This window comes from Fructilactobacillus hinvesii (assembly GCF_024029435.1).
Classification (GTDB): Bacteria; Bacillota; Bacilli; order Lactobacillales; family Lactobacillaceae; genus Fructilactobacillus; species Fructilactobacillus hinvesii.
The window spans coordinates 1,093,326-1,119,553 of the sequence record NZ_CP097118.1 but is presented as its reverse complement, the minus strand read 5'-3'; the positions used below and the strand labels follow the sequence as shown (position 1 = coordinate 1,119,553).

Here is a 26,228-nt window from a genome sequence, read left to right as displayed (position 1 = left end):
TCCCCGGACATTTGTCCGGGGATTTTTAGTTTTAATTATTTTTTCGAGTTGTCGACGTATCCAGAGAGAATATTCTTCATGCTGGAATCTTCGATTTGAACGTGACCGTCTTTCAATACTTCAGAAACTACCTTGTGAACGGTCTTTTGGTCACCCAAACGTTCGTTAGCAAGTTGTTCCTTAAGTTCTGACTTGTGTTCTTTAAAGGTTCCCTTCTTCGGGTGTTTAACCATTTGCATCACAGCGTAACCGCCTTCGGTCTTAACTGGTTCCTTGGTGTAGTCACCGTTGTTAAGTTTGTAGGCTGCTTTCTTTACAGAGTTATCGATTCCAGAAGTGGAGTTATCGAAGCTCACTTCTTGGCCGCCATCCTTCTTGGTGGTATCGTCTTCGCCATATTGCTTAGCAACGTCTTTAAAACTAGTTCCGTTATCTAAATCAGAGATTGCTTTTTGGGCAGTGTCTTTGTCTTTAACGGTAATTTCTTTAACAGTTACCTTTGGTTGGTACTTCTTGAACTGCTTTTCTAATGCTTTGTTAGAGAAGTCTGTTTTATCCATTACTGCAGCTTTGAGTAACAGGTTGTTTCGGATTGATTCTTTCAGTTGACTTTCCGTCATTCCTTGTTGTTGCAAGATGGTATCAAATTGAGGCCCATATTGTTTCTTGTACTGGTTAAATTGCTTGTCAACGTCAGCTTGTTTAACCTTACTGCCGTACTCATGTTCCAAACATTTGTTTAGAATCATTTGTTGTAATTGAGCCTTCCCTTGTTGGGTTGACTTCATTTTGTCATAAAATTGTTCTTGGGTAATTTTGCCGCCATCAGTAGTGGCAACTGTTTTGCCTTGGCCGCAGGCAGCTAGTGAAAGACTAAGCAATAGTCCAGCAGCTCCAATTGCCCATTTCTTCTTATTCATAATCTTAAATCCCCATCCATTTCTTTGAAAATTTCAGATCCATCAAAAATGAACCTTCTACCAATATAACATACTTCCAATTTTCTGACAGATTCAGTCGTAAACTTAAAAATAATTTAACCTACGCTTTGAATTGATTTTGAATGTTAGCTTGAAGCGCTTCGTATTTAGCTTGGTCATAATCCTGCGTATGATTTCCAAAGTGGATGGAGAAGTCATCGGCTTGGTTGTAACGGGGAATCAAGTGGAAGTGAGCGTGAAAAACGGACTGATAAGCTAATTCTCCGTTGTCATTAACGATATTCATTCCCTTAATATTGTTATCAGAAGCCTGAATGGCACGTGCGATTTTTGGAATGCGCGCAAAAACTTTTCCAGCTTGATCAGCATCAAACGTAAAGATATCCTGAATGTGTTGCTTGGGAATTACTAGTGTGTGACCAGGAGTTGCTTGAGAAATATCTAAAAAAGCTAACACCTCATCATCTTCATAAACTGGATAACTGGGAATTTTTCCCTGAATAATTTTGCAAAAAACGCAATTGTCGTCAAATTGTGGCATTTTAATCACTCCTTTACTTCTTAAGTATACACCAGATTACTCCAAAATTTATGGTTTCCTTATGGTATAATCAGTGATAAAACAATGAATGAAAGAGTGACACAAATGACTTTAGAAGTAAATCAATTAACAGGTGGCTACTCGAGCATTCCGGTGTTAAAAGCGGAAACTTTTGACGTCCAGGATGGCGAATTAGTTTCCTTAATTGGATTAAATGGAGCAGGAAAATCAACGACCATCAACCACGTTATTGGTTTAATGACGCCGTTTTCAGGAACCATTAAGCTTAATGGGCTCCGAATTGAGGATGACGTGCAACGCTATAAACAACAAATTGCTTACGTTCCGGAAATGCCCGTTTTATACTCGGAATTAACCTTACGTGAACACGTTGATGCTACGATTATGGCTTATAATCTGGATCATCTGGTTGCTTGGGATCGCGCTAATCGGCTACTAAAACTATTCCGGTTAGAAAATAAATTAGACTGGTTTCCTGCCAATTTTTCCAAGGGAATGCGGCAAAAGGTCATGATCGTTTGTGCTTTTATGACTGACGCAAAGCTGTTAGTAATTGATGAACCGTTTTTGGGTCTAGATCCACTAGCTGTTGATGATTTATTGAATTTAATTGAAGAAAAAAAAGCGGCTGGAGTGAGCGTCTTGATGTCTACCCATGTTTTGGATACAGCCGAAAAGCACTGTGATCGATTTGTCCTTATTAATGACGGTCAGGTAAACTACGAGGGCACCATGGAGCAAATTAAAGAGCATTATCAAGATTTAGGGGATTCTCTCACGGACATCTACCTCTCTTTAGCGCGAGCGCAAGCACGACCAAATCAAGATGCAGAGGGTGATTAGGATGCGTAATTTATTTAGGCAACGGCTCGTTGCACACTGGGTTCAATTGACGAAGTACCTGCGCTATGTTTTTAACGATTTCTTTGTGATTGCCCTCATGTTTTTTGTGGGTGCGTTAGGACTAGCTTATTCTAATTTTTTGAAGGGCTTAGCGCCGCACCAATGGTGGCAGCCCATTGTCATGATAGTGGTACTAGAAATTGGCTTACAGTTTGGCAACTTAGCAACGTTAATCAGTGCTCCGGACCGGGTGTTTTTAGCCCCGCAAGAGGGGCAGCTAGAACGCTACTTTCACCAATCATTTTGGTATAGTTTAGGGATGGCCACCTTAATGCAAGCGGGCATTTGGTTTGTTTTGTTGCCGTTTGCAAGCGTTAGCCTGGAATGGCACCTTCCAGATCTAGTGGCTGGTTTCGGATTACTTTTTCTTTTAAAGTGGAATTGGCTAAAATTTCAGACTTTTCAACTTCGTAATCATCGAGAAGCAAAATGGTGGCATCAATTTAGCCTTCAGTGGGGGTTTCCGGTGGTAGAGCTGTTGATTGGCATTATGGGGAACGTTTGGCTTGCCATTGGCTTAGCAATTATTACCATTGGAGTAAGTCGTTTCGTAATCAATAGACAGGTTCCACCATTGAATTGGCAAGGAATTGTGGCTAAAGAACAGATGCGCATGCTCCGGATTTATCGTTTTTATGCACTCTTTACCGATGTTCCAGCGATTGAACCGCGGCCAAAACGCCGGGGATACCTAGATCGCTTCTTTCGTCATTTACCCACCGATCAAAAGCATCTCTACACCAATCTGTACGTGAAAACATTTTTCCGCGACGGAGAGACCAGTTCGATGTATGTTCGACTGTTAATCGTTGCGGCTGTCATTCTCTTCTGCTTAGATAATGAACTTGTGGCAGTAATTGTAGCGATAACCATGCTTTATCTAACTGGGATTCAGTTACGACCATTCTTTACGGTTTTCAATAACAATGTTTTTACGCACCTGTATCCCGTTGCTTGGAATAATCAAGTGCGAAATTTCCAGCAATTTTGGCAGTGGCTTTTGGCACTGGAATTGGTTGTGGAAGTCTTGGTATTGTTGGTCGGCAAAGCTCCACTGGGTGCAACATTTATCACATTAGTCGCTGGAGTTGTGATTATTGGTTGGCTAATAACTCGGTTTGAAAGGCAACAGACAGAAAGAGGAAAATAATTAATGAGAATTCGAAAAAAGAAATGGGCCATGCCTTACATGCAAGATCATCCGGAGTATGCCGTTTTAGAACCAAGCCAGTACGTAGGAAAATGGGCAGATCGCTTTGCTAATCCCAAAGCGCCCATTCACCTGGAAATTGGCTCCGGGAAGGGGCAATTTATCATTGGCATGGCACAAAAACATCCGGACGTCAATTACATTGGAATTGACATGGAGGACTCCGTGTTGGCCATGGCAGTTAAAAAAGCCGTGGAAGCAGGGGTGAAAAATGTACAGTTACTTTTGACCAATGGTGGTGATGTTGCCGATTTGTTTAAGCAGGGCGAGATTCAAAAATTATATTTGAATTTTTCCGATCCCTGGCCCAAGAAACGTCACGCTAAACGGCGGCTAACGTCTTCACAATTTTTAACCAGTTACCAACGAATTTTACCAGCAGGGGCTTCCTTGGAATTTAAAACCGATAACCGGGGTTTATTTGAGTACTCTTTAGTTAGTTTAAATAATTTTGGGTTGCATTTTGAAAGTGTGAACCTGGATCTTCATCATGGAAATGAGGAAGATTTGGCAGCTAACGTGGAAACTGAATACGAGGAAAAATTCAAAGAAAAAGGCCCCATCTATAAGATTAGGGCCCGTTTTCCAGATTAATTAATTTGATCGGAAAGTGGTTTGATCCGATAAATTTCTTGTTCATCGGGATTGTAGAGGAAGGAATACGATTCTTTTAAGCCAGTTTCATGGCTAATGAAACTAACTCCACATTCGTACTCTAAACCAGCGTGATTTTCAAAATCAATCCAGTAACCGCTAAAATCTTGATCGCCAAATTCTACGGCAATGGCTTCGGTTAATCCATCTTGAATGGCAATTTGTTGAGCTCGTTTTCGTTTCTTGGTGAAGACGTATGCGGCAGTTCCAACCAATGAGAGGAGCGTCGTGGGAACTAGATACTTATGCTTCTTAGCCATTTGAAAAATCCTTTCTTTTGCTTTTACCTTTTCAATTATATAACATTTTATTTGTTCACGGTTATCATAATCAAAATTAATAGGAGTGTTTATCATGGAAGAATTACCAGTTATGAATCAAACTCAACTTGAAGACCACCTAAAGAACGGGAAGTACATGCTTTTCTTTACGGCGGGATGGTGTCCAGACTGTAACTTTATTAAACCAGCGATGCCAGCAATCGAAAAAGATTTTCCCGAATATACCTTTATTAAGGTGGATCGAGATGATAACATCGACTTATGTAAAGAATTAGATGTCTTTGGGATTCCAAGTTTTATTGCCTATGACGATGGACAAGAAATTGGACGATTAGTTAACAAGGCCCGTAAGACTCAAACAGAAGTTGAAACGTTTATCAAAAGTTTACCAACTAAATAAACAGGAGTAAGAACATGATTGCAAGTTATAATCCAGCCCAGATTGGTGACGTCTTAGTGGTAGTTTTGGGTCCAGATAACGGACCACAGCAAGTAACCCAAAAACAAGGCATTGTTGAAATCAAAGATCAAAGTGGAACTGTCATTGGATATAATTTTTTTGATGCTCAATCGCGGTTAGCAGAGTTAGCTGGACAAAATGGCCAGATTCAGCTTAATTCAGTTCAAGTCCAAAAACTTAACCAAGCATTACAAGCAGCGGGTTTTAGCACATTATTACCAGAAACAGAAGCATCTAAGTTTGTGGTAGGGTACGTTAAGGAAATGAAGGAACATCCTAAATCATCTCATCTTCATATCACAACCACTGAAGTAGAAGATGGTAAAACGTTACAAATTGTGAGTGGTTCTCCTAACATGCAGGAGGGGATTAAAGTGGTTGTGGCTGAGGTTGGTGCAATGATGCCAGCTGGGCTCATCATTTGGCCTAGCACCTTGAAAGATGTCGAAAGCGATGGAATGATTTGTTCTGGTCGTGAACTGCGGATTCCCAATGCTCCAGATAAACCCGGAGCCTTAATCCTGCCTGATGAATATCAAGTTGGACAGTCTTTTGATTTTAAACAAGCACAAACCCTTTTTAGCGAATAGTTTCTATTCGCTTTTTTGTGTTTAGAATTAAAACGAAAGGGAAGAACAATGACTCATTATGATGGTCCGGCTTTTTTTCGAAAGTACTACACAGAGAGAAAAAAACTGGGGTTACAAGAACCTAATTTACAAAAACACAATCATGATAGTTTGCAGTGGTCAGCGCCAGTTGCACCAACTTCTAAACGGCATGCAAAAACTACCAGTCAACATGATTGGGCCTCTAAAGGGCAAGTGCAAGCATCCAAGGCAACGTTGGCAGTTAGAAAAAAAGAGCACAGGCAACAATCGAACCTGGTCGAAAAAACGCGAGCCTTTCAACCCCAAGTTAGACTGGGAAAATCGACTTTTTATGGAGGAAAACAGGAAACGTTTACCGCAACCTACCAACGAGCAATTGCGGCACTAGAGCCTAATCCTACTGATTTAATTATGTTGGCAAATGAAACGATGCCGGTCCCCGATACTGATCCTACAATTGAGATGGAAGACGTGACAGCTTCTTCTGATTCGGCCACTCCAACTGCCACTCCAGTCGTTGATCAAGCTGATGAAAATACTGATGTTTCTAGCGTTTTACAAAATGAAAACGAAAATGAAAACACTGTGGATAACTCATCAGATACTAAGCCTAAGCGTGATCACAGTAAGGGTTTAGGACATTCACTTGCTGATATTTTACAGGCAGAGCAGGGGCAAGCTGATCACCTCAGTTTGTTTGCAGAAGCACCGGATGATGAACAACATGAAAAAAAGGAATCGCAAAGCCAGCCACCGGTCGAAGAGCCTAAAGAGTTTGCTTCCACTCCTAGTACTGGCTTGGAAGAGCTTCCGCAATCTAATGCAGAAGTGCCAGAGGATAACAGCCAAGCTACTAAGGCTGGAAGCTCTTTTGAGCAACCACAATCTTTTCAAACGGAACCGGCTGGCTACCATTTCCCTCAGTTAGAACTTTTAAAACCACCAGTTCAGGTTGACGAAGATGACCTTGATACTTGGATTGCTGATCAGGCGGAAAAATTGGATGATACCTTACAGGCATTTCATGTTGATGGTCACGTTGTCGATTGGACGAATGGGCCAACGGTTACTCAGTTTCAAGTAAAACTAGCCTTGGGAGTTAAGGTTAGTAAGGTCACCAACCTTAATGACGATTTAAAATTGGCGTTAGCGGCTAAGGACATTCGGATTGAAGCACCCATCCCGGGCCGTTCGACGGTGGGAATTGAAATTCCTAATCCTAAGCCGCACCCCGTGATGCTGAGAGAAATCTTAGGGGACTCTCATTTCCAAACTAATCCTGCCAAAACGGCAATCGCAATGGGAATGAACATTGAGGGACAACCAATAACTGCTGATTTAAAAAAGATGCCCCACGCCTTAATTGCTGGAGCAACTGGATCAGGAAAGAGTGTTTTCATTAACAGTCTATTATTGTCACTTTTATATCACGCTACCCCAAAAGATTTGCGGATGTTGTTAATCGATCCCAAGGCAGTGGAACTGGCCCCTTATAACGAAATCCCTCATCTCTTAGCACCGGTCATCTCTAAACCTCAAGAGGCTGCCGCTGCTTTAAAATGGGTAACAGAAGAGATGGATCGACGTTACGAACGGCTGACGGCTGCTGGAGTGCGAAACATTGAGCAGTATAACCATCAAGCACAAAAGGCTGATCATGCTGCTGATCGACTTCCATATATTTTGGTAGTCATTGATGAATTAGCAGACTTAATGATGACTTCTGCTAGTGAAGTGCAAGATTACATTGTTCGGATTACACAAAAAGCACGAGCTGCGGGAATTCATCTCGTGGTGGCTACGCAACGTCCTAGTGTTGACATCGTTACTGGAACCATTAAAAATAACATTCCAACTAGAGTGGCCTTCATGGTTTCCAGTCAAGTTGATTCACGCACGATTATTGATCAAGCTGGCGCTGAACGCTTGTTAGGAAAGGGTGATATGTTGTATCTTGGTAATGGTGCAAATAAACCCGAACGACTTCAAGGAGCGTTTGTTACCAGCGAAGAAGTTGAAAAGGTAACTGACTTTGTGAGAACCCAAGGGAAAGCCCATTATGAGTTTCAGCCGGAAAGCCTCTTGAAAAGTGCGAACCGAGCAGCAACCCATGATGAGTTATGGGATCAAGTCTTAGCTTACATTGCTGGAGAAGACAACGTGTCAACCTCGAAGTTACAGCGGGTCTTTTCAATTGGATATAACCGAGCGGCTAGTATCATTGATGACTTGGAACAGCAAAATTTTGTTTCAGGCCAGCAAGGTTCTAAACCCCGGGATGTTTACCTAACGAAAGATCAGTTTGCCCAGCTTAATTTATAACCAAATACAGAAGGGAATCAATTTAAAAATTATGACAGAAGCAGAACCAAAGTTAACCAAGGAGTTAACTTACTACTTTGTGGGGATTAAAGGGACTGGAATGAGTGCCATGGCTTTAGTTGTGAAGGACATGGGATTTAAGGTCGAAGGTTCAGATATTGATAAGTACACCTTTACACAGAAGGGCTTAGAAGATGCTGGAATTCCAGTTCACTCCTTTAATCCTGATAACATTAAACCGGGAATGGCTCTGGTAGTTGGGAATGCATTTAAGGATGATCAGCCTGAGGTTGTGCGCGCCCGAGAATTAAACCTGCCTATTTACCGCTACCCTGAATTTTTAGGCCAATTAATTAAGGGTTACACTAGTATTGCTGTATGTGGAGCCCACGGAAAAACCAGTACAACTGGTCTTTTAGCCCACGTTTTAAGTGGAATTGCCCCCACTGACTACTTAATTGGAGATGGAACGGGGAATGCCGTCGCTGATGCTCGCTTTTTTGTTTATGAAGCAGATGAGTATCGGCGTCACTTCATGCCAACTTACCCAGACTACGCCATCATGACGAACATTGATTTTGACCACCCAGATTACTACACGGGGATTGACGACGTTTTTGATGCTTTTCAAACGTTTGCTGGTCACGTGAAGAAAGGAATTTTTGCCTGGGGTGATGATCCGTACTTACGAAAACTAAATGTTGATGTGCCAATTTATTATTACGGAACTAGTGCTGACGATGATTTTCAGGCCGTTGACATTAAAAGAACCACAGCGGGTTCAACCTTTAACGTTTCGTTTCGGGGAAGAGACCTTGGTCGGTTTGAAATTCCGTTGTTTGGAGAACACAACGTTTTAAATGCCTTGGCAGTCATCGCAGTATCTTATTTTGAAGAAGTAGACTTAGCGGAAATCAGACGTGAGTTAATGACTTTTAAAGGAGTTAAACGGCGGTTTGCTCAAGTAAAAGTCAATGATATGACAATTATTGATGATTATGCGCACCATCCGTCTGAAATTCGAGCTACGTTAGATGCTGCTCGGCAAGAGTATCCGAATAAAAAGATTGTCGTGGTCTTTCAACCACATACCTTTAGTCGAACGATCGCTTACCTCGATGACTTTGCTGAAACGTTAGGCAAAGCAGATCAAATTTACGTAACTAAAATTTATGGTTCTCCCCGCGAAAAATCTGGAAACGTTTCTAGTCAAGACTTGGTGGATAAGATTCCAGGAAGTGCTCTGATCACTGAGGATAACATGTCACCGCTATTAAACTTCCACAATGATGTTGTCATTTTTATGGGAGCAGGAGACATTCAAAAGTATGAGCGAACTTACGAAGATTTATTGAGTCATTTGAGTAAAAAGGTGAACTAGCAAAAAAGCATGGCGAGGAGTCATGCTTTTTTTCGCATAATTAATCGGGTAAAATGAAAGAAACGTAACGGAGGAAATTCAGAATGGGTGCCAAAAAAATACTATTGATTGATGGTAACTCCTTATTTTATAAGGCCTTTTTTGCTCTCTATCAATCATTGGATCGGTTTACCAACCAAGCCGGATTGCATACGAATGCCTTATATGGTTTTAACCGGATGCTTAATGATATGTTAGCTCGGGTGCAACCAGACGCGGTACTGGCAGCTTTTGACGCGGGGCAAACAACCTTTCGCACGAAGATGTACGGAGATTACAAAGGTGGCCGCGATAAAATGCCAGAGGAACTCCGCGAGCAATTTCCCTACGTCATGGAATTGTTACAAGCTCGGGGAATTAAAACGTATGAGTTAGATAATTTTGAGGCGGACGATATCATTGGAACGACGGCAAAACAGGCCGAACAAGCAGGATATGTGGTTACTGTTGTAACTGGAGACCGGGATTTAACCCAGTTGTGTTCTGATCTCACAACCGTGAAGGTGTCCAAAAAAGGGGTTAGTGACATCGAATCCTATACCCCAGCTTACGTTGAAGATACGATGGGGATTAAACCGGAGCAAATTGTTGACGTAAAGGGACTCCAAGGGGATACCTCTGATAACTATCCCGGAGTGGAAAAGGTGGGGCCCAAGACCGCTTTGAAGTTAGTTAAGCAGTTTGGAACCGTGGAAAACTTATACCAACATATTGATCAGGTTTCTGGGAAAAAACTCAAGGAACATTTGATTCATGATCAGGATCAAGCCTTACTATCTAAGCAACTGGCCACGATTAAGCGAGATGCTCCGCTTACAATTAGCCTGGATGATTTACAATACCAAGGTGATCAGGAACCGGAATTACAAGATTTTTATCAGAAGATGAATTTCCGGACGTTTTTGAACGAGAAAACGCCGGCTTCTTCAGAAGTACAAACCCTTCCGGACGTTGAATACACCGTTTTAACGCCCACCAATGTGGCTGAATTAGACCGGTTCACGGATGAAGTGGTTGTGAACGTAGAAATGTTAGCACCGAACTACCACGTGGCCGATCAAGTGGGAATTGTACTTGGAAGTCCGGATCACTGGTATGTTACTGATGATTTGACGTTGCTGCAAAATGAGCACGTGAAGCGGTTGTTAGAGGATCAACGCGTTAAAAAAGATGTATTTGACAATAAAGCTCAGCGGGTTGCCTTGCACCGAGATGGAATTGAGTTACGAAACGTTGATTTTGACATGCTGCTGGTTTCTTACTTGTTAAATACATTAAATAATGCTGACGATGTGGGGGAAGTGGCGCGCCAGCATGATTACCAAGGGGTTTTGCCAGATCAAGATGTCTATGGCAAAGGAAAAAGTATCAAGCTTCCGGAAGCTGCTGAATTTTATACTCACCTTACGCGGAAAGCATTAGCAATCAGTTCGTTAAAGCAGCAAATGTTTGCCGATCTAGTTGATCACCACCAAGCTGATTTATACCGGGAGATGGAATTACCACTATCAGAGGTGTTAGCTCAGATGGAAATCACGGGAATTAAAGTTGATCCAGATCGTTTGGACGAGTTAAAAAGTAAGTTTCAAGAACGTGTGTCTGAATTACAACAGGGCATTTATCAAGACGCGGGTCAGGAATTTAACGTTGGTTCCCCCAAGCAACTGGGAGAAGTGCTCTTTGAAAAGTTGAAGCTCCCGGTAATTAAGAAAACCAAAACGGGTTATTCCACTTCTGTAGACGTTTTAGAAAAATTGGCACCCGAACACCCCATCATCGAAAAGATTCTGGCGTACCGTCAGTTAACGAAACTCATTTCGACTTATATTGATGGAATTAAAGGAGACATTCTTAGCGATCACAAGGTGCACACGCGCTATTTACAAACGCTTACTCAAACCGGGCGATTATCTTCGGTTGATCCTAACCTCCAAAATATCCCGGTTCGGACTGAAGAAGGGCGTAAAATTCGAGAGGCCTTTGTACCATCTTATCCAGAGTGGCAGCTTTTTTCTTCTGATTATTCACAGATTGAACTGCGCGTTTTAGCTGCAATCTCTGGAGATCAAAATATGAAGACAGCCTTTGCTAATGGCGAAGATATCCATGCGGTTACTGCCCGCCGCATCTTTGAGCTTCCAAAGGGGACACCAGTTGATGCCAACCTTAGAAGGCAAGCCAAAGCGGTTAATTTTGGGATTGTCTATGGAATTAGTTCATACGGGCTGGCGCATAATACGGGGATCTCTAATGCAGATGCCAAGCGCTTTATTGAAAAGTACTTTCATGAATACCCGGGCGTTAAGGAATACATGGATGGGAGCGTAGCTTTTGCTAAGCAGCACGGTTACGTTGAAACCATTTCCAAACGCCGCCGGTATATCCCAGAAATTAAGTCACGAAGCTTCCATCAGCGCCAGTTCGCGGAGCGGATCGCAATGAACTCACCAATTCAAGGGAGCGCAGCTGACATCATTAAAGCGGCCATGATTCGGATGAATCAGGTGCTTGAAAGTGAAGGTTTGCAAGCCCGGATGTTGTTGCAAATTCATGATGAATTAATTTTTGAAGCCCCAAATGAAGAAATTGAAATCCTAGCCAATCTGGTTCCCAAAGTAATGGATTCAATCATGCAGACCGATCCGCTGTTACAAAAAGCGGCCGTTAACTTTGACGTTCCACTAAAGGTGGAAAGCCATGCTGGAAACAATTGGTATAATATTAAAAAATAAAAAGAATGTAGGTGGAAAAATGCCTGAATTACCAGAAGTAGAAACCGTTCGGAAGGGATTAACCGAGTTGGTTCAAGGAAGAACGATTCAATCAGTAGAAGTACTTTATCCTAAAATGTTAAACATTCCTGCTCCTGATTTTGAAAAAGAATTAGCGGGAAAAAAGATTATCCAAATTGATCGTCGTGGTAAATACTTACTCTTTCGCTTGAGTGACGACTGGACCCTGGTATCTCATTTACGGATGGAAGGGAAGTATGAAGTTGAACCAGAGGGATCAACTCGCCCTAAGCACACCAACGTTGTTTTTCATCTAGATGACGGCCGAGAGCTGTGGTACAAAGACACTCGGATGTTTGGTAAAATGGCGCTGGTTAAAAACGACCAGGTGATGGAGTTATCCGGGTTAAATAAAATTGGTCCAGAGCCAACGGCGGATGAACTGAGTTTTACGTATCTTAAGGAACGACTGCATAAATCCCATCGAAAGATTAAGGCCTTTTTATTGGATCAATCACAAGTAGCGGGACTCGGAAACATTTATTGCGACGAGGTTTTATGGATGTCAAAAATTCATCCAGAGCAAATGACCAATTACGTTAGTGACGCAGAAATTAAGGCACTCCGTGAAAATATCATTACTGAAATTGCAGCTGCCATTCAGGGACACGGAACCACGGTTCATTCCTACTCCAATGCCTTTGGAGAAGCCGGCCAATTTCAAAACCAGCTACATGCATACGGACGTAAAGGAGAACCATGTCATCGATGTGGCACTCCGATGAAAAAAATCAAGGTGGCCCAACGAGGGACGACCTTTTGTCCGAAATGCCAGGTGGTGCATGGTGATTTAAGTGACTAAACTAATTGGCCTAACCGGCGGAATTGCGACCGGGAAATCAACAGCAGCAGCATATTTGCAGCAACAGGGATTACCGATTCTGGACTTAGACCAGGTAACTCATGATTTAGAGGCACATGATCAGCAGGTGATTGACCAAATTGTGGCAACTTTTGGGCCGGCAGTTAAAACGAACGGTCAGATTGACCGCAAACAATTAGGAAAAATTGTGTTTGCCGATTCCCAACGAATGCGGCAGTTGGTCAGAATTATTAACCCGGCCTTAGCTCGAGTGATTTTGCAGTCCACCGCAACTGAGTGGCTCGTGCTCGATGCCCCCACTTTATTTGAAAATGGTTTTACCAGTTACGTGGATTTAACCGTGATGGTAACGTGTGATCCGATTGTGCAAATGCAGCGCTTGATGCAGCGCAACCAGGTTTCCGTTAGTTGGGCTAGCCAATTAATGGGAGCCCAGTGGTCGCAACGGACCAAGGCCAATCTAGCTGATGTGGTCATTGACAGTAGCAATGGAAAACAACAATTATGGCAACAACTGCAACGTTTGATTGAAAATCTGAGGTGAAATAATGAAATGCCCAAGGTGTCATCAAGCCGCTTCCAAGGTAATCGATAGTCGCCCGTTAGCCGGTGGAAGCGAAATTAGACGACGACGTGAATGTGAACACTGCGGTTATCGGTTTACAACTTTTGAAACCATTGAGGCAACACCGTTACTAGTAGTGAAAAAGAATGGTGATCGGGAGGAATTTAGTACCGACAAACTCCTTCGAGGCATTATTCGTTCCTGTGAAAAACGCCCTGTTTCGATGGCTCAGATGAATGAAATTGTGAACCAAACCAAGCAAAACATTGAAAATCGTGATACCGGTAGTCATGAAATTTCTAGTAAGGAAATTGGAGAATACGTGATGAATGGTTTAAAAGATGTGGATGAAATTGCCTACATTCGATTTGCAAGCGTGTACCGCCAGTTTAAAGATATGAATGAGTTTTATGCAAAGATGCAGGAATTGATGGGCAACGAACCGGCTTCTGAAAGTGATCACGATGACCAATCATAAAAATGCAATTGACCCCCAAACGAAGTTTCAAGTCTTACGTGACCATGAGCTAACCAGTCTAGAAAGATTGAGTCTGGATCAATTGTACTTGCCCATGGTGGGTAACGATGCTTATGCACTAATTAATCTGTTATGGCACCAGACTGCACAAGTACAAGGACATTTTTTGCTGATGAGTACGCTTCAAATTGATGCAGAACAGTTGTATCAAGCACGATTAAAGCTTGAAGGAGTTGGACTTTTGCGAGTGTTTGCTGCTCAAGGTGAGTTTCGGTATTTACTTGAGGCTCCGCTAACGCCGGCGCTCTTTTTTCAAAATGAGGTTTTAAGCCAATTCTTGTTGGAAATGGTAGGGGAAAATCGCTTTGTTACATTAGCAGACCAATTGTTACCCAAGCAGTTTGATGTTCGAAATCTTGATGATCAGACTCACAGCTTTTGGCAGGTGTTTGCTAGTCCGGCCCAACCTGATTCGTTAGTTAAAAAAACGGAACAGCGGGCTCAAGCGGTTCCTACCAGTTCGCAAGAACGTGCAGAAGTGAACGTTGATTTACAGTTAATGCTGAGCATTTTGCAAAGTTCATTTGTGAATCTCCAAGACGTTAAAAAAAATCAACCGTTATTTGCCACGACCAAGCAATTGTATGGAGTGGAAGAAACGGAAATGGCCCGGATGGTAGAACAAGCAACTAATTTAACCACCAACCGGTTTGACAAACAAAAGTTTCAGTTGTTAATGGCCCGTAAATATCGGGCTCAGCCAACTGTTACCACCGATGAAGAGAAAACACCGGTTGCTACTCAAGCAACCACTAAGATGACCTCACAGGAACAGGAATTATTGCAAGTGGCGACCAATACTGCTCCTGTCCCCTTTTTAAGTGCAATTAAGCAAGAAAAAGGTGGGTTTGCAACCGCGGCAGAGGAACGGTCATTACGACAATTATTGGAGCAGAATGTTTTACCCAGGGCCGTAATTAACATGTTGATTTATCTTTTGTTAGTTGATCGGGAAAATCCTACCTTAAATAAGAATTTATTGGACACGATTGCTAATGATTGGGCGCAACGGCATATCCAAACGGCAGACCAGGCATTGACGGAAATTAAACAACGTGATCAACGAGTTGCCAAACAGCGCCAACAAACGAAGAAGCAAAAACGAACAACGGTACGAGAAACGCTACCAGAGTGGGCTCATCAAGCTGATAACCAACGTTCTACCAAACAATCATCGGCTGCCAACCGAAAGTTAATTAAGGAAAAACTAGCTAAGTTGCGTAATCATGATGGGGAAGGGAGTGACTAGAAATGCAAAACGTGGGAAAAGGACTAAAAACTTCGATGAAAAATCATCATTTAGACCAGCAGTATCAAAAGCTGCTGCAGTCCGTTTATGCTGATCCAGACGTCCAAAAATTTATTCAACAACATCAGTCCGAATTAGCGCCCCAGGCAGTGCAAAGGTCTGCTTCAAAATTATACGAGTTTGTAACGGAAAAAAATAAAATTAAAGCGGGTCAATCTACTTTTGCTCCGGGATATGTTCCTCAATTGGTGTTGAATGACCATCTAATTGAAGTGGCATATCGACCAACTCCGGAATTTTTACGCCAAAAGAAGCAACGACAAATGCAGCATAATTTTCTAACCGTTGGAATGACCGCAGACATCAAACGCGTTAACTTTGAAGACTATGAACCCACTCCGGATCAAGAAGAAGTGATCATTGATCTGATTGATTTTATTGAAAAATATGAGACGAATCCGAAGGACCACCAAAAGGCAATCTATTTATACGGTCCGTTTGGAGTGGGGAAGACGTTTGTAATGGCTGCCATGGCGCATCGTTTGTCTGATCATGGGTTTAAAACGATGTTAGTTCATTTTCCGTCGTTTGCGGTGGACATGAAAAACTCCATTGGGGATAATACCTTGAAGGAGAAATTGGACCAGGTCAAACAAATGCCGATTTTAATCATTGATGACATTGGAGCCGATTCAATGTCACAATGGGTTCGAGATGAAGTGCTAGGGGTGATTTTGGAATACCGGATGCAAAATCAGTTACCCACGTTTTTTACTTCTAATTTCTCGATGACGGACTTAGCCAAGGACCACCTAGCAGTCACAAATCGGAATGAAGAAGAACCTCTAAAAGCCCAACGGTTAATGGAACGAATTAAATTTTTGGCACGACCAGTTTATTTGAATGGAAATAATTTGAGAAATTAGTGGCTTCTGCTTGACACTTTTTTGTCCGGTGATTAGACTACTAAATAAGGATACGGGTTAAACCTAAATTCACAGAGAGAGCAATCTAGTTCTGGAAGTTGCTTGTTGGTCGGTTTAACTTACCACCTTGCTAAACAACGTTAATAATGTGGTTACAGAGATGTCCGCAAAAGCGGATAATTTGGGTGGAACCGCGTCTAAAAGACGCCCCTTGGTATAATGCCAAGGGGCTTTTGTATTATTGAGGAGGAATTAGAAATGGCACAAATTACGTTTGAATTTCCAGACGGACGCAATCAAGATTTTGACAGTGGCATCACGATTGCGGAGGTTGCAAAATCAATTTCAGTCAGTTTAGCCAAAAAAGCCATTGCAGGGAAAATCGATGGACAACTAGTTGATGTCCAAGCTCCGATTACGGCCGGTGGTAAATTAGAAATCGTCACGGCTGATTCAGAGGATGGATTAACCGTTTTACGTCAAAGTGCAGCTGCATTATTGGCCGCGGTTGTTAAGCAAGAATTCAAGGGAGTTCGGTTAGGTCGATTAGCTGCTGATGACGATGGTTTTTACGTTGACACGGAAAAAGACGAACGGCAAATCAGTGCTGATGAATTAGACCGTTTAGCTGATAAGATGCAACGGGTCATCAAGGATAACGCTTCTGTTAAACGAGTAGAGCTCAGTAAAGCAGATGCTCTAAACGAAGTAGCTGGTGATCGGTACCAGACCGAACTAATTAATGCTCTAGACGCCGAACAAGTTCCCTTCTATGAAATTGGGGGCCAGTTGGTCTTTGCTCAAGCAGTTGCTGCTCCTAGTTTAAAAGACTTAAAGCACTTTAAGTTGTTATCTGTAGCTGGTGCATACTGGGAAGGTAAATCCTCAAACCCAATGTTACAGCGGTTATATGGAACGGCCTTTTATAAAGAAGCTGACCTAGAAGCCGACTTAAAGAAACGGCAAGAAGCGCGAGAACGTGATCACCGGGTGATCGGAAATAATCTTGACCTATTCTTTGTGGACCCTAAAGTTGGAGCGGGATTACCTTACTGGATGCCAAATGGGGCTACGATTCGGCGGACAATTGAGCGTTACATTATTGACAAGGAATTAGCCAACGGGTACCAACACGTTTACACTCCTGTCTTAGCTAACTTAGACCTTTACAAACAATCCGGTCACTGGGATCACTACCGAGAAGACATGTTCCCACCAATGAAAATGGATGATGACGAAATGTTGGAACTACGGCCGATGAACTGTCCTTCTCACATTCAAATTTATAACCACCACATTCGTTCTTACCGGGAATTGCCATTACGGATTGCTGAGTTAGGAATGATGCATCGATACGAAAAATCTGGTGCTTTAAGTGGATTACAACGGGTTCGAGAAATGACCTTGAACGATGGTCACACGTTCGTTGCGCCAGACCAAATTCAAGAAGAATTCAAGAAAATCTTGAATTTAATGATGGAAGTTTACCACGACTTTGACATCGATAACTACACGTTCCGGCTTAGTTATCGTGATCCTAAGAATACGGAAAAGTATTTTGATGATGATGAAATGTGGAATAAGGCTCAAACGATGTTGAAGGGTGCTATGGACGAATTGGGATTAGATTACGTTGAAGCCGAAGGGGAAGCTGCCTTTTATGGTCCTAAGCTAGACGTGCAAACGAAGACGGCCCTTGGAAACGAAGAAACGCTATCAACGATTCAATTGGACTTCATGTTGCCAGAACGGTTTGATCTTCACTATGTCGGTGAAGACGGACAGGAACATCGTCCGGTTATGATTCACCGGGGCTTGGTTTCAACGATGGAACGGTTCACGGCTTACTTAATTGAAATGTACAAAGGTGCTTTCCCAACTTGGTTAGCACCAAAACAAGTTCAAATCATTCCAGTTAGTGACGAAAAGCACGGTCAATACGCCCGGCAAATTAACGAAAAATTGCAAGGGATGAACGTTCGCTCCGCAGTTGACGAACGTTCTGAAAAAATGGGTTACTTGATTCGGGATGCCCAAACGCACAAGATTCCATACACGATTGTGGTTGGAGACGATGAAGTTAATAACCAGACCATTTCCGTTCGTAAGTACGGGGAAGATGACAGTCGAGAGTTATCAATGGATGACTTTACGGTTGAAATCATGAATGACATTTCGAGTTATTCTCGTAATGATAACAGTTCAAAGGTTGACAAGTAATTAAAAGCTTGATATGCTTAAATGGTTAAAAAGCAGAGGCTTCCCGCTTCTCGCCTTAGTGACGTAGCGTTGCTGGGCTAATCGGATGCAATTCTATGGGATTCCCCATAGAAAAAGGCGGGAACTCTTGTGAGTTCTCGTCTTTTTTCTGCTTTGAAATCTACTTGGAGGTGAATCACCATAGCAAAAAGAGATCAAATGGTCAACGATGGAATTAGAGCTCGTGAAATGATGGTTATTGATGATCAAGGAAACAAACTTGGTTTGAAATCAAAGGCCGAAGCAATGCAAATTGCAGAAGATGCTAACTTAGACTTGGTCTTAGTAGCACCAAACGCTAAACCAGCAGTTGCTAAAATTCTTGATTACGGGAAATATCGTTTCAATCGGCAAAAGAAGGAACGAGAAGCTCGTAAGAAACAAAAGACGGTTAGTGTGAAAGAAATTCGGTTAAGTCCAACGATTGATACGAATGACTTTAACACGAAGCTTAAGAATGCCCAGAAGTTTCTTACTAAGGGAGAAAAAGTTCGGGTTTCCATTCGTTTTAAAGGTCGGGCCATTACTCATAAAGAAATTGGTCGAGACGTTTTGAACCGAATGGCGGACGCCCTTTCTGACATTGCAACCGTTACGCAACGAGCTAAAATGGATGGCCGGAGTATGTTCTTAATGCTTGCACCAAGTAATAAAACGAAAAAGTAGTTTACGCTTGTAAACCAAAGAGGAGGAAATTGTTATGCCAAAAATGAAATCAAACCGTGCAGTTGCTAAGCGGTTCAAAAAGACTGCTAAGGGTGGATTAAAGAGTGCTCACGCTTTTACTAGTCACCGTTTCCATGGAAAGACGAAAAAACAACGTCGTCACTTACGTGGGACTCACATGTTAAACAGCATTTGGGTTAAGTCATACACTGAATTATTAAAAAAATAAACTAAGTTAAATTTTTAATCTAGGGGGATTTTAATATGCCACGAGTAAAAGGTGGAACTACTACACGGAACCGGCGCAAACGCGTCCTTAAATTAGCTAAGGGATACCGCGGTGGAAAGCACCGTCTCTTTAAAACAGCTAAAGACCAAGTAATGAAGTCACGCGAATATGCCTTTCGTGACCGTCGAAACAACAAAGGTAATTTCCGGAAACTTTGGATTACTCGGATTAATGCTGCTGCTCGGATGAATGACATTAGCTACAGTAAATTAATGCACGGCTTGAAAGCCGCTAACATTGATGTAAACCGGAAAATGTTAGCTGACTTAGCTGTTAATGATGCTGATGCTTTTGCAGCCTTAGTTGCCGAAGCAAAGAAAGCTTTATAAAATAAGCGTCAAAGACTTCTGCTAGTTTCAACTGGTGGAAGTTTTTTTGTTTTCACGGGGCTACTATTTTAGAGACAGATGCTTTAAAATAAGTGGTAAATGATGTAGAAGAGAGGGCCTTTATGTTAAGAGCTTTTGAACCAACCTGGATGGTGAGAAGTGTGTTTCACATTTCACCACAAAAATTGAAACAACACGGGATTACAACTGTTTTGGCTGATTTAGACAACACCCTCATTCCTTGGAATAATAAAACTAGTACGGAAAAACTCAAGCAGTGGATGCAAGCTTTGCACGCGGTGGGCATTAAATTAGTAGTTGTTTCTAACAATAATCCTCGACGGGTCAAAAAAGCAGTTGCTGACTTGCAGCTTCCCTTTGTTGCCCATGCATTAAAACCATTTCCCTTAGGCATCAAGCGGGTGTTGAAGCAGGGGCATTTGCAGCGTAATGAAGTCGTGATGGTTGGTGATCAATTGTTAACTGACGTTTTTGCGGCTAATAACGCTAAAATTAGAAGCATTTGGGTTAAACCACTGGTGAAGACAGACCTGTTACCGACGAGAATTAACCGACGACTTGAAAAGGTCGTCTATATCATGATGCGAACTAAGTATCGTGTCCATTGGAAGGAAGATATTGATTAATGGATGAAAATCAAGTAAGAGAGAATCATGATCAAGAACCGTTAGTATGCATTGGGTGTGGAGCACAAATTCAGACAACTGATCCTGAGCTTGCTGGTTATACCCCCAAGGGAGCATTAGCCAAAGGAATGGAAACAGGAGAATTATACTGTCAGCGTTGCTTTCGGCTCCGGCACTATAACGAAATCCAACCTGTAAGTGTTTCTGACGATGAATTTTTAAATCTCCTGAGTCAAATTGGGACGACCAATTCGTTGGTTGTTTATGTGATTGATATTTTCGATGTTAACGGAAGTTTAATTCCTGGATTGCAACGATTTGTTGGAGACAATCCCGTCCTGGTGGTGGGCAATAAGGTTGACCTGCTTCCTTCCTCGTTTAAACCCAAAAAGATGAAAGATTGGTTACGCCAAATGGTTAACCGGGCCGGCATTCGTCCCATTGCCGTAGAACTAGTTTCAGCACGAACCAACCAATCGGTTGACGATTTGTTGACGGTTATTAATGAGAATGCCCAAAATCGAGACGTTTACGTGGTGGGGGTTACGAACGTAGGAAAATCAACTTTGATTAACCAGATCATCCACCAAAGTTCTGGAGAAGAACAGGTAATTACCACCTCCAAATTTCCTGGAACCACGCTCGACCTGATTAAAATCCCGCTTGATAATGGTCACGATTTAATTGATACCCCGGGAATCATTCATGCCAGTCAAATGGCCCACTACTTAAATAGTCATGATTTAAAGTACGTTTCACCGCAAAAGCGGATCAAACCCCGTTCATATCAATTAAATTCGGAACAGACCCTCTTTTTAGGGGCGTTAGGTCGGTTTGATTATTTAGCAGGTCCGAAAGCGGGATTCACGGTCTATGTGGATAATAATTTAATGATTCACCGGACTAAACTAGAAAATGCAGATGACTTCTTTCAAAAACACGCTGGAGAGCTGTTAACTCCTCCTGAGGGACCAGAAAATGTGAGTCCACTACAACGGCACGAGTTTAAAGTTACTGATACTTCGGATCTCGTGATTGAAGGCCTCGGCTGGATTACCGTTCCGAAGGGCAGCGTGGTTGCCGGTTGGGCTCCCAAAGGAGTATCCGTATTAATCAGAAAATCAATGTTTTAAGTAGTAAAGGAGATTTCATGCAACTAACGGGAAAACAAAAACGCTTTTTGCGGGCGAATGCTAACCAACTTCGCCCAATCTTTTCGGTTGGGAAAAATGGCTTAAACGCAGTCTGGTTAAAGGAAGTAGCTCAAGCCGTTGATAAGCGGGAACTGGTGAAGGTTAGCATTCAGCAAAGTGCTGACGTAGATGCGAAAGACGTTAAACAATTTATTGAAGCTAACAGTGACATTCAGGTGGTACAAACCATTGGGAAAACGGTGCTACTTTTCCATGAGTCGAGTCATCCTAACTGCCGTGACATTTCGCACGGAGTTTATGAATTATAGGCCATGACGATGAGTAAGTTAAAAGTAGGATTACTAGGGGGCACCTTTAATCCCGTTCACCAGGGTCACTTATTGATTGCAGAGCAGGCGCTTTCGCAGTTACACCTGGATCGGGTTGATTTTTTACCGGACTTTGTTCCGCCACACGTTGACCATAAGGATGCCATTGCTGCTCACCATCGGGTAGCCATGTTACAATTAGCGATTCAAAGTAACCCGTTTTTTCAAATTGAACTGACGGAAATTAAACGACAGGGCAAAAGCTATAGTTACGATACGATGTGTGAACTACGAGCCCAGCATCCAGACGTTGAGTACTATTTCATCATCGGAGGTGACATGGTGGCCTACCTTGATAAGTGGTATCGAATTGACGATCTGGTGCAAATGGTAAAGTTTGTTGGGGTTAATCGGCCGGGAACCAATTCCAGTTCAACGTATCCGGTGGTAGGGATTTCGGTTCCTGAGTTTGCGGTATCTTCTTCTTTGATTCGCCATGATTTGCAACGGGGAAATGACGTTCGGTATTTATTACCTGATTCAGTTTTAGATTACATTAAGGAGCATCATCTTTATGGAACACGTTAATTTAAATTATCAAAACTATGCTGCTTTTGATCGTGATGAAATTATTAAGCAAATGAAAAAGCTACTGAAAAAAGAACGTTTGGAACACTGTTTGCGGGTGGAAGCAACGGCCATCGAATTGGCGCATGAAAATGGTGCTGACGAAACCGTTGCCGGCTTAGCAGGATTGGTCCACGATTATGCCAAACAACGATCAAAAGATGACTTTGAAACCCTTATCAAGCAGGATCATTTAGATCCCGAGTTATTAAAATACGGCCGCGCTATTTGGCATGGTTACGTTGGCTACTTAATGGTGCAACGGGAACTAGGGATTAATGATGCTCGAATTTTACGGGCCGTGAAATACCATACCATCGGGGCTGCAGTAATGGATGTTTACGCCCAAATTGTTTATATGGCTGACTACATTGAACCAGAAAGAAATTTTGCTGGGATTGACGAAGCCCGGCAACTGACCCATAAGAAACTATGGGATGGAGTTGTTTACCAAAATGCTCAAACGATGAAACGATTAGTGGGCAATCAACAGGCAATTTATCCGGCTGCCATCGTTGCCTATAATGCAATTAGTGCCGGACAACAATAGGAGGATTAATGGATAATCAAGCAATTTTAGAAACGGTAGTAAAAGCTGCCGACGAACGACGTGCGCATGACATTGTCGTGTTAAACATTGAGAAACTGAGTGTAATGGGTCGGTATTTTGTGATCATGGATGCTGATTCTGATCGACAGGTCAAAGCAATTGCAAATAACGTTATTGATAAATTAGAAGAACAACACATGCCAGTTGGACATGTGGAAGGAAAAGATCAGGCGAACTGGATTTTAATTGAAGCTGGAGAAGTGATTATTCACGTCTTTAAAAAAGAAACGCGGGAATTCTACAACCTAGAAAAACTATGGGCAGATGCCCGAGTAAAAGACATTTCAGCTTGGATTAACGAGGATTAGCAATGATTTATAGCCAGTTTGCGACTTTCTACGATCAGCTTTTTGACAATCAGTTATATTTAAAGTGGGCGCAATACGTGCAAAAGTATGTGCCGACGGGGGCAAACATTCTTGACCTAGCCTGTGGAACGGGGCGCTTGTTGGTCTTGTTACAACGGGCTGGTTACCAAATGACTGGAGCAGATCTCTCGGAAGAAATGTTGACCTTAGCTAGTCAGCATGCGTCAGAAGCACATTTAACGTTACCACTACTGCAAGTTAATATGTTAGATCTGAGTGGATTAGATCAGTTTGATGCCGTGACTTGCTTTGATGATTCGTTATGCTACTTAGCTAATTTAGCTGAGGTGCAACGGGTGTTTCAAGCGGTGTTCCAGCATCTGGTCAGTGGGGGACATTTTTGTTTTGATGTGATTACTCCCTACCAAACGGATGTAAAGTATCCCGGCTACATGTATAACTATCAAGATGAGAAGCAGGCGTTCATGTGGACGACCTACGCTGGGAAAGTCGCCCACTCTGTGGAACACGACTTAACCTTTTTTCTATATCAAGCTGACTTAGACGCATACCAGGCTTATTCAGAGACCCACCACGAGCGCACTTATGAGCTCGCAGATTATCAGCAGGCGTTACAAGCTGCGGGTTTTACTGACGTAAACGTTAGCGCAGAGTTTGGAACGGCAGAACCCACTGCGCAAACGACGAGATGGTTTTTTCATGGGGTTAAGGCATGAAACCAACAGCCGTAGCCATCATTGCTGAATACGTTCCTTTCCATAATGGTCATTTATTGCAACTCCAGCAAGCAAAACGTCAAACGCAAGCAGAGGTCGTGATTGCTGTGATGAGTGGCAATTGGACCCAACGGGGAGAGCCGGCGTTGTTTGACAAGTGGATTCGGACGCAAATGGCTCTATTAAATGGGGTGGATCTAGTTGTTGAATTGCCGGCCGTAGCGGCAGTTCAACCGGCGCATTTATTTGCTCAGTATGCCTTGCAATTGGTCTCCGCATTGCGGTGTGATTTCTTAGCCTTTGGTTGTGAACACGCTAATTGGGATTTTAACCGCTGGGCTCAGCATAAATTGGAAATTACGGGAACCCAGTTTCTTAACCGAAATGTGCCGTTTCCACTGGCATTTCAGAAGGAACTACGGCAGACAGAGGGAATTGACCTAAAAGCACCCAATGATACTCTAGGATTTTGGTATGCCCAAGCGGCTGCAGAAGTTTTAAACCGGCCCCAGTTAGTTCCAATTCAGCGGCAGGTCAGTGAACACGGAGAACAACACTTACATCAATCCATTTCTAGTGGAACAGCCATTCGTAAAGCTGTACTAGCTCAGCGACAAGAATATCGAAAGAGTGTTCCAGAACCAACGTACCGGTTCATGCAGGACCAGACTCCAATTACATGGGAGCAATTTTGGCCCCAACTCAAGTACGCCATTTTAACCCGTTCACCGGTAGAATTACGCGAGTTATATCAAATGACAGAAGGGCTAGAGTATCGGTTGCAACGTGTGGCAATGAAAGCCCATTCCTTTGCAGAATTGATTGAATTAGTTAAAACCAAACGATACACTTATCCGCGCCTGCAGCGTTTGTGTACCTACGTCCTCTTGAATTACCAAAAACAGGATGTGGCTAGTTATCAGCCGGTTTTACGTATCCTTGGCATGTCCGCAGCGGGGCAACGATACTTACATGCCGTTAAAAAAATGGTGTCATTACCGTTAATTACAACAACGACTAAAACCATTTTAGCTAATCAACTCTTACTAGAAGAACGAGCGGGCTTGGTAACCGAATTAGTTACGGGCCACGTGCAGGACCGGAAGCGGTCTGTAATTCGAAAAGCAGCTATCAAGGAGTAGACCTTGACATCGATTTTTATTATCAGTATAATTGGGATTGTTGCATTGGGGGGATTTACATGAAATGGTCCTTAGAAAAATTACAAAGTTACCAGAAAGAACCGTTAGAAGCGCAAGCACAGTTGGATTTGAAGTCTGACTTAACGACTCGTTATCCGGAAGAGATTTTGGATGCAACGCCGTTTGATGTGAATGTGTCTGCGATTGCTGATCGGGGCGACGTAATTATTGATGCGGATGTTGCGGGAACGGTTACCGTTCCTTCGTCTCGTTCGTTAACGCCCTTTAAACTCCCACTCCAGTTTCACTTTACGGAAGTTTACGTAAACACGAAAGCAGCCTTTGAACGCTATGACAATGACGTTGTGGTAATTAAGGTTGACGATGATGGAGTGGTTGATTTTGATAAGGCAGTGGCAGATAATGTAATTGTCCAAATTCCGATGCAATTACTTTCTCCGGCTGAACAGGTTGGTGCTACAATGCCAGCCGGCGATGACTGGGAAGTAATTTCTGAAGCTGATTATCAACATCAGCACGAGGAATCCAAACAAGTTGATCCACGTCTTGCCAGTTTGAAGCAGTTTTATACTGATGATGACGACAAGGCTTAAAAATTCACTAGTGGAAATGAAAGAAAAGGGAGGTTATTACAATGGCAGTACCAAAGAGAAAAACTTCTAAAGCAAGAAGAGATATGCGACGGGGACACATTAAGCTGACAGTTCCTGGCATGAGTCCATGTCCTAACTGTGGTGAGTTACGGAAGTCTCACTACGTTTGCCCAAGTTGTGGTTACTACAACGGCAAGGAAGTTGTGGCTCAAAAGAACAACTAAATGATTAATTAGAACTTAGAAAACACCATGGGTTTTCTAAGTTCTTTTTTTATACTC

30 protein-coding genes and 1 other annotated feature are annotated in these 26,228 nt (G+C 42.6%); of the genes, 27 read left to right on the top strand and 3 right to left on the bottom strand.

The window, feature by feature from the left end; genetic code table 11:
- Positions 1 to 35: 35 nt before the first annotated feature.
- Positions 36 to 920, bottom strand: coding sequence for a peptidylprolyl isomerase (locus M3M39_RS05695; protein ID WP_252796905.1), 885 nt, complete (start codon positions 918 to 920; stop codon positions 36 to 38).
- A 121-nt stretch (positions 921 to 1,041) separates the two neighbouring features.
- Positions 1,042 to 1,482 (bottom strand): HIT family protein, encoded by a 441-nt coding sequence (locus M3M39_RS05690; protein ID WP_252796904.1) that lies wholly within the window; start codon positions 1,480 to 1,482, stop codon positions 1,042 to 1,044.
- A gap of 105 nt (positions 1,483 to 1,587) precedes the next feature.
- Here M3M39_RS05690 and M3M39_RS05685 point away from each other — a divergent pair, with 105 nt between their 5' ends.
- Genes M3M39_RS05685 through trmB form a run of 3 tightly spaced genes read left to right on the top strand, consistent with a single transcriptional unit; the run spans position 1,588 to position 4,210 of the window.
- Positions 1,588 to 2,346, top strand: coding sequence for an ABC transporter ATP-binding protein (locus M3M39_RS05685; protein ID WP_252796903.1), 759 nt, complete (start codon positions 1,588 to 1,590; stop codon positions 2,344 to 2,346).
- Position 2,347: 1 nt separating this feature from the next.
- A complete protein-coding gene (locus tag M3M39_RS05680) occupies positions 2,348 to 3,556 on the top strand; it encodes an ABC transporter permease (protein WP_252796902.1) in 1,209 nt (402 codons plus the stop codon).
- 3 nt (positions 3,557 to 3,559) lie between these two features.
- Entirely contained in the window at positions 3,560 to 4,210 is a 651-nt protein-coding gene (gene trmB, locus M3M39_RS05675; protein WP_252796901.1) for a tRNA (guanosine(46)-N7)-methyltransferase TrmB, read from the top strand.
- On the opposite strand, the gene M3M39_RS05670 is transcribed toward trmB, so the two are convergent.
- Complete coding sequence (locus tag M3M39_RS05670) at positions 4,207 to 4,530, bottom strand: hypothetical protein (RefSeq protein ID WP_252796900.1); 324 nt, start codon at positions 4,528 to 4,530, stop codon at positions 4,207 to 4,209. The genes trmB and M3M39_RS05670 overlap by 4 nt on opposite strands.
- A gap of 94 nt (positions 4,531 to 4,624) precedes the next feature.
- On the opposite strand from M3M39_RS05670, the gene M3M39_RS05665 reads away from it, so the two are divergent.
- The 24 genes from M3M39_RS05665 (at position 4,625) to rpmF (ending at position 26,171) form a co-directional block, all read left to right on the top strand.
- Positions 4,625 to 4,951 carry a thioredoxin family protein gene (locus M3M39_RS05665; RefSeq protein ID WP_252796899.1) on the top strand — a complete coding sequence of 109 codons (327 nt, stop codon included), beginning with the start codon at positions 4,625 to 4,627 and terminating at the stop codon, positions 4,949 to 4,951.
- A 14-nt stretch (positions 4,952 to 4,965) separates the two neighbouring features.
- Complete coding sequence (gene ytpR / locus M3M39_RS05660) at positions 4,966 to 5,601, top strand: YtpR family tRNA-binding protein (protein WP_252796898.1); 636 nt, start codon at positions 4,966 to 4,968, stop codon at positions 5,599 to 5,601.
- A gap of 48 nt (positions 5,602 to 5,649) precedes the next feature.
- Positions 5,650 to 7,944 (top strand): DNA translocase FtsK, encoded by a 2,295-nt coding sequence (locus M3M39_RS05655; protein ID WP_252796897.1) that lies wholly within the window; start codon positions 5,650 to 5,652, stop codon positions 7,942 to 7,944.
- A 31-nt stretch (positions 7,945 to 7,975) separates the two neighbouring features.
- A complete protein-coding gene (murC, locus tag M3M39_RS05650) occupies positions 7,976 to 9,325 on the top strand; it encodes a UDP-N-acetylmuramate--L-alanine ligase (RefSeq protein ID WP_252796896.1) in 1,350 nt (449 codons plus the stop codon).
- A gap of 83 nt (positions 9,326 to 9,408) precedes the next feature.
- Positions 9,409 to 12,096, top strand: a complete 2,688-nt coding sequence (gene polA, locus M3M39_RS05645; RefSeq protein ID WP_252796895.1) for a DNA polymerase I — start codon at positions 9,409 to 9,411, stop codon at positions 12,094 to 12,096.
- 19 nt (positions 12,097 to 12,115) lie between these two features.
- Positions 12,116 to 12,958: a DNA-formamidopyrimidine glycosylase gene (gene mutM / locus M3M39_RS05640; protein WP_252796894.1), complete on the top strand. Its 843-nt coding sequence runs from the start codon at positions 12,116 to 12,118 to the stop codon at positions 12,956 to 12,958.
- Positions 12,951 to 13,523, top strand: coding sequence for a dephospho-CoA kinase (gene coaE / locus M3M39_RS05635; RefSeq protein ID WP_252796893.1), 573 nt, complete (start codon positions 12,951 to 12,953; stop codon positions 13,521 to 13,523). The genes mutM and coaE overlap by 8 nt, the downstream gene beginning before the upstream one ends.
- 4 nt (positions 13,524 to 13,527) lie before the next feature.
- Positions 13,528 to 14,022, top strand: a complete 495-nt coding sequence (gene nrdR, locus M3M39_RS05630) for a transcriptional regulator NrdR (protein WP_252796892.1) — start codon at positions 13,528 to 13,530, stop codon at positions 14,020 to 14,022.
- Positions 14,009 to 15,331: a DnaD domain protein gene (locus M3M39_RS05625; RefSeq protein WP_252796891.1), complete on the top strand. Its 1,323-nt coding sequence runs from the start codon at positions 14,009 to 14,011 to the stop codon at positions 15,329 to 15,331. Before nrdR ends, M3M39_RS05625 begins: the two co-directional genes overlap by 14 nt.
- Before the next feature lie 2 nt (positions 15,332 to 15,333).
- On the top strand, positions 15,334 to 16,257 hold the full coding sequence (gene dnaI / locus M3M39_RS05620; RefSeq protein WP_252796890.1) for a primosomal protein DnaI: 924 nt from the start codon (positions 15,334 to 15,336) through the stop codon (positions 16,255 to 16,257).
- 258 nt (positions 16,258 to 16,515) lie between these two features.
- A complete protein-coding gene (gene thrS, locus M3M39_RS05615) occupies positions 16,516 to 18,477 on the top strand; it encodes a threonine--tRNA ligase (RefSeq protein ID WP_252796889.1) in 1,962 nt (653 codons plus the stop codon).
- A gap of 24 nt (positions 18,478 to 18,501) precedes the next feature.
- Positions 18,502 to 18,632 (top strand) — a sequence feature (ribosomal protein L20 leader region).
- A gap of 43 nt (positions 18,633 to 18,675) precedes the next feature.
- A complete protein-coding gene (infC, locus tag M3M39_RS05610) occupies positions 18,676 to 19,182 on the top strand; it encodes a translation initiation factor IF-3 (protein ID WP_252796888.1) in 507 nt (168 codons plus the stop codon).
- A 34-nt stretch (positions 19,183 to 19,216) separates the two neighbouring features.
- Complete coding sequence (rpmI, locus tag M3M39_RS05605) at positions 19,217 to 19,411, top strand: 50S ribosomal protein L35 (RefSeq protein ID WP_252780707.1); 195 nt, start codon at positions 19,217 to 19,219, stop codon at positions 19,409 to 19,411.
- A gap of 35 nt (positions 19,412 to 19,446) precedes the next feature.
- A complete protein-coding gene (rplT, locus tag M3M39_RS05600; protein ID WP_252767289.1) occupies positions 19,447 to 19,800 on the top strand; it encodes a 50S ribosomal protein L20 in 354 nt (117 codons plus the stop codon).
- A gap of 122 nt (positions 19,801 to 19,922) precedes the next feature.
- Positions 19,923 to 20,447: a YqeG family HAD IIIA-type phosphatase gene (locus M3M39_RS05595; protein WP_252796887.1), complete on the top strand. Its 525-nt coding sequence runs from the start codon at positions 19,923 to 19,925 to the stop codon at positions 20,445 to 20,447.
- Positions 20,447 to 21,580, top strand: coding sequence for a ribosome biogenesis GTPase YqeH (gene yqeH, locus M3M39_RS05590; RefSeq protein WP_252796886.1), 1,134 nt, complete (start codon positions 20,447 to 20,449; stop codon positions 21,578 to 21,580). The genes M3M39_RS05595 and yqeH overlap by 1 nt, the downstream gene beginning before the upstream one ends.
- A 17-nt stretch (positions 21,581 to 21,597) precedes the next feature.
- Positions 21,598 to 21,909, top strand: coding sequence for a ribosome assembly RNA-binding protein YhbY (gene yhbY, locus M3M39_RS05585; protein WP_252796885.1), 312 nt, complete (start codon positions 21,598 to 21,600; stop codon positions 21,907 to 21,909).
- A gap of 9 nt (positions 21,910 to 21,918) precedes the next feature.
- Positions 21,919 to 22,497 carry a nicotinate-nucleotide adenylyltransferase gene (locus M3M39_RS05580; RefSeq protein WP_252796884.1) on the top strand — a complete coding sequence of 193 codons (579 nt, stop codon included), beginning with the start codon at positions 21,919 to 21,921 and terminating at the stop codon, positions 22,495 to 22,497.
- Positions 22,484 to 23,086, top strand: coding sequence for a bis(5'-nucleosyl)-tetraphosphatase (symmetrical) YqeK (gene yqeK, locus M3M39_RS05575; protein ID WP_252796883.1), 603 nt, complete (start codon positions 22,484 to 22,486; stop codon positions 23,084 to 23,086). The genes M3M39_RS05580 and yqeK overlap by 14 nt, the downstream gene beginning before the upstream one ends.
- Positions 23,087 to 23,094: 8 nt before the next feature.
- Complete coding sequence (rsfS, locus tag M3M39_RS05570; RefSeq protein WP_252796882.1) at positions 23,095 to 23,454, top strand: ribosome silencing factor; 360 nt, start codon at positions 23,095 to 23,097, stop codon at positions 23,452 to 23,454.
- Positions 23,455 to 23,456: 2 nt separating this feature from the next.
- On the top strand, positions 23,457 to 24,191 hold the full coding sequence (locus M3M39_RS05565) for a class I SAM-dependent DNA methyltransferase (protein ID WP_252796881.1): 735 nt from the start codon (positions 23,457 to 23,459) through the stop codon (positions 24,189 to 24,191).
- Positions 24,188 to 25,333 carry a nucleotidyltransferase gene (locus M3M39_RS05560; protein WP_252796880.1) on the top strand — a complete coding sequence of 382 codons (1,146 nt, stop codon included), beginning with the start codon at positions 24,188 to 24,190 and terminating at the stop codon, positions 25,331 to 25,333. Before M3M39_RS05565 ends, M3M39_RS05560 begins: the two co-directional genes overlap by 4 nt.
- Positions 25,334 to 25,392: 59 nt before the next feature.
- The gene (locus M3M39_RS05555; RefSeq protein WP_252796879.1) at positions 25,393 to 25,947 is read left to right on the top strand and encodes a DUF177 domain-containing protein; all 555 of its coding nucleotides are present in this window, start codon (positions 25,393 to 25,395) and stop codon (positions 25,945 to 25,947) included.
- A gap of 41 nt (positions 25,948 to 25,988) precedes the next feature.
- A complete protein-coding gene (rpmF, locus tag M3M39_RS05550; RefSeq protein WP_252750151.1) occupies positions 25,989 to 26,171 on the top strand; it encodes a 50S ribosomal protein L32 in 183 nt (60 codons plus the stop codon).
- Positions 26,172 to 26,228 lie beyond the last annotated feature (57 nt).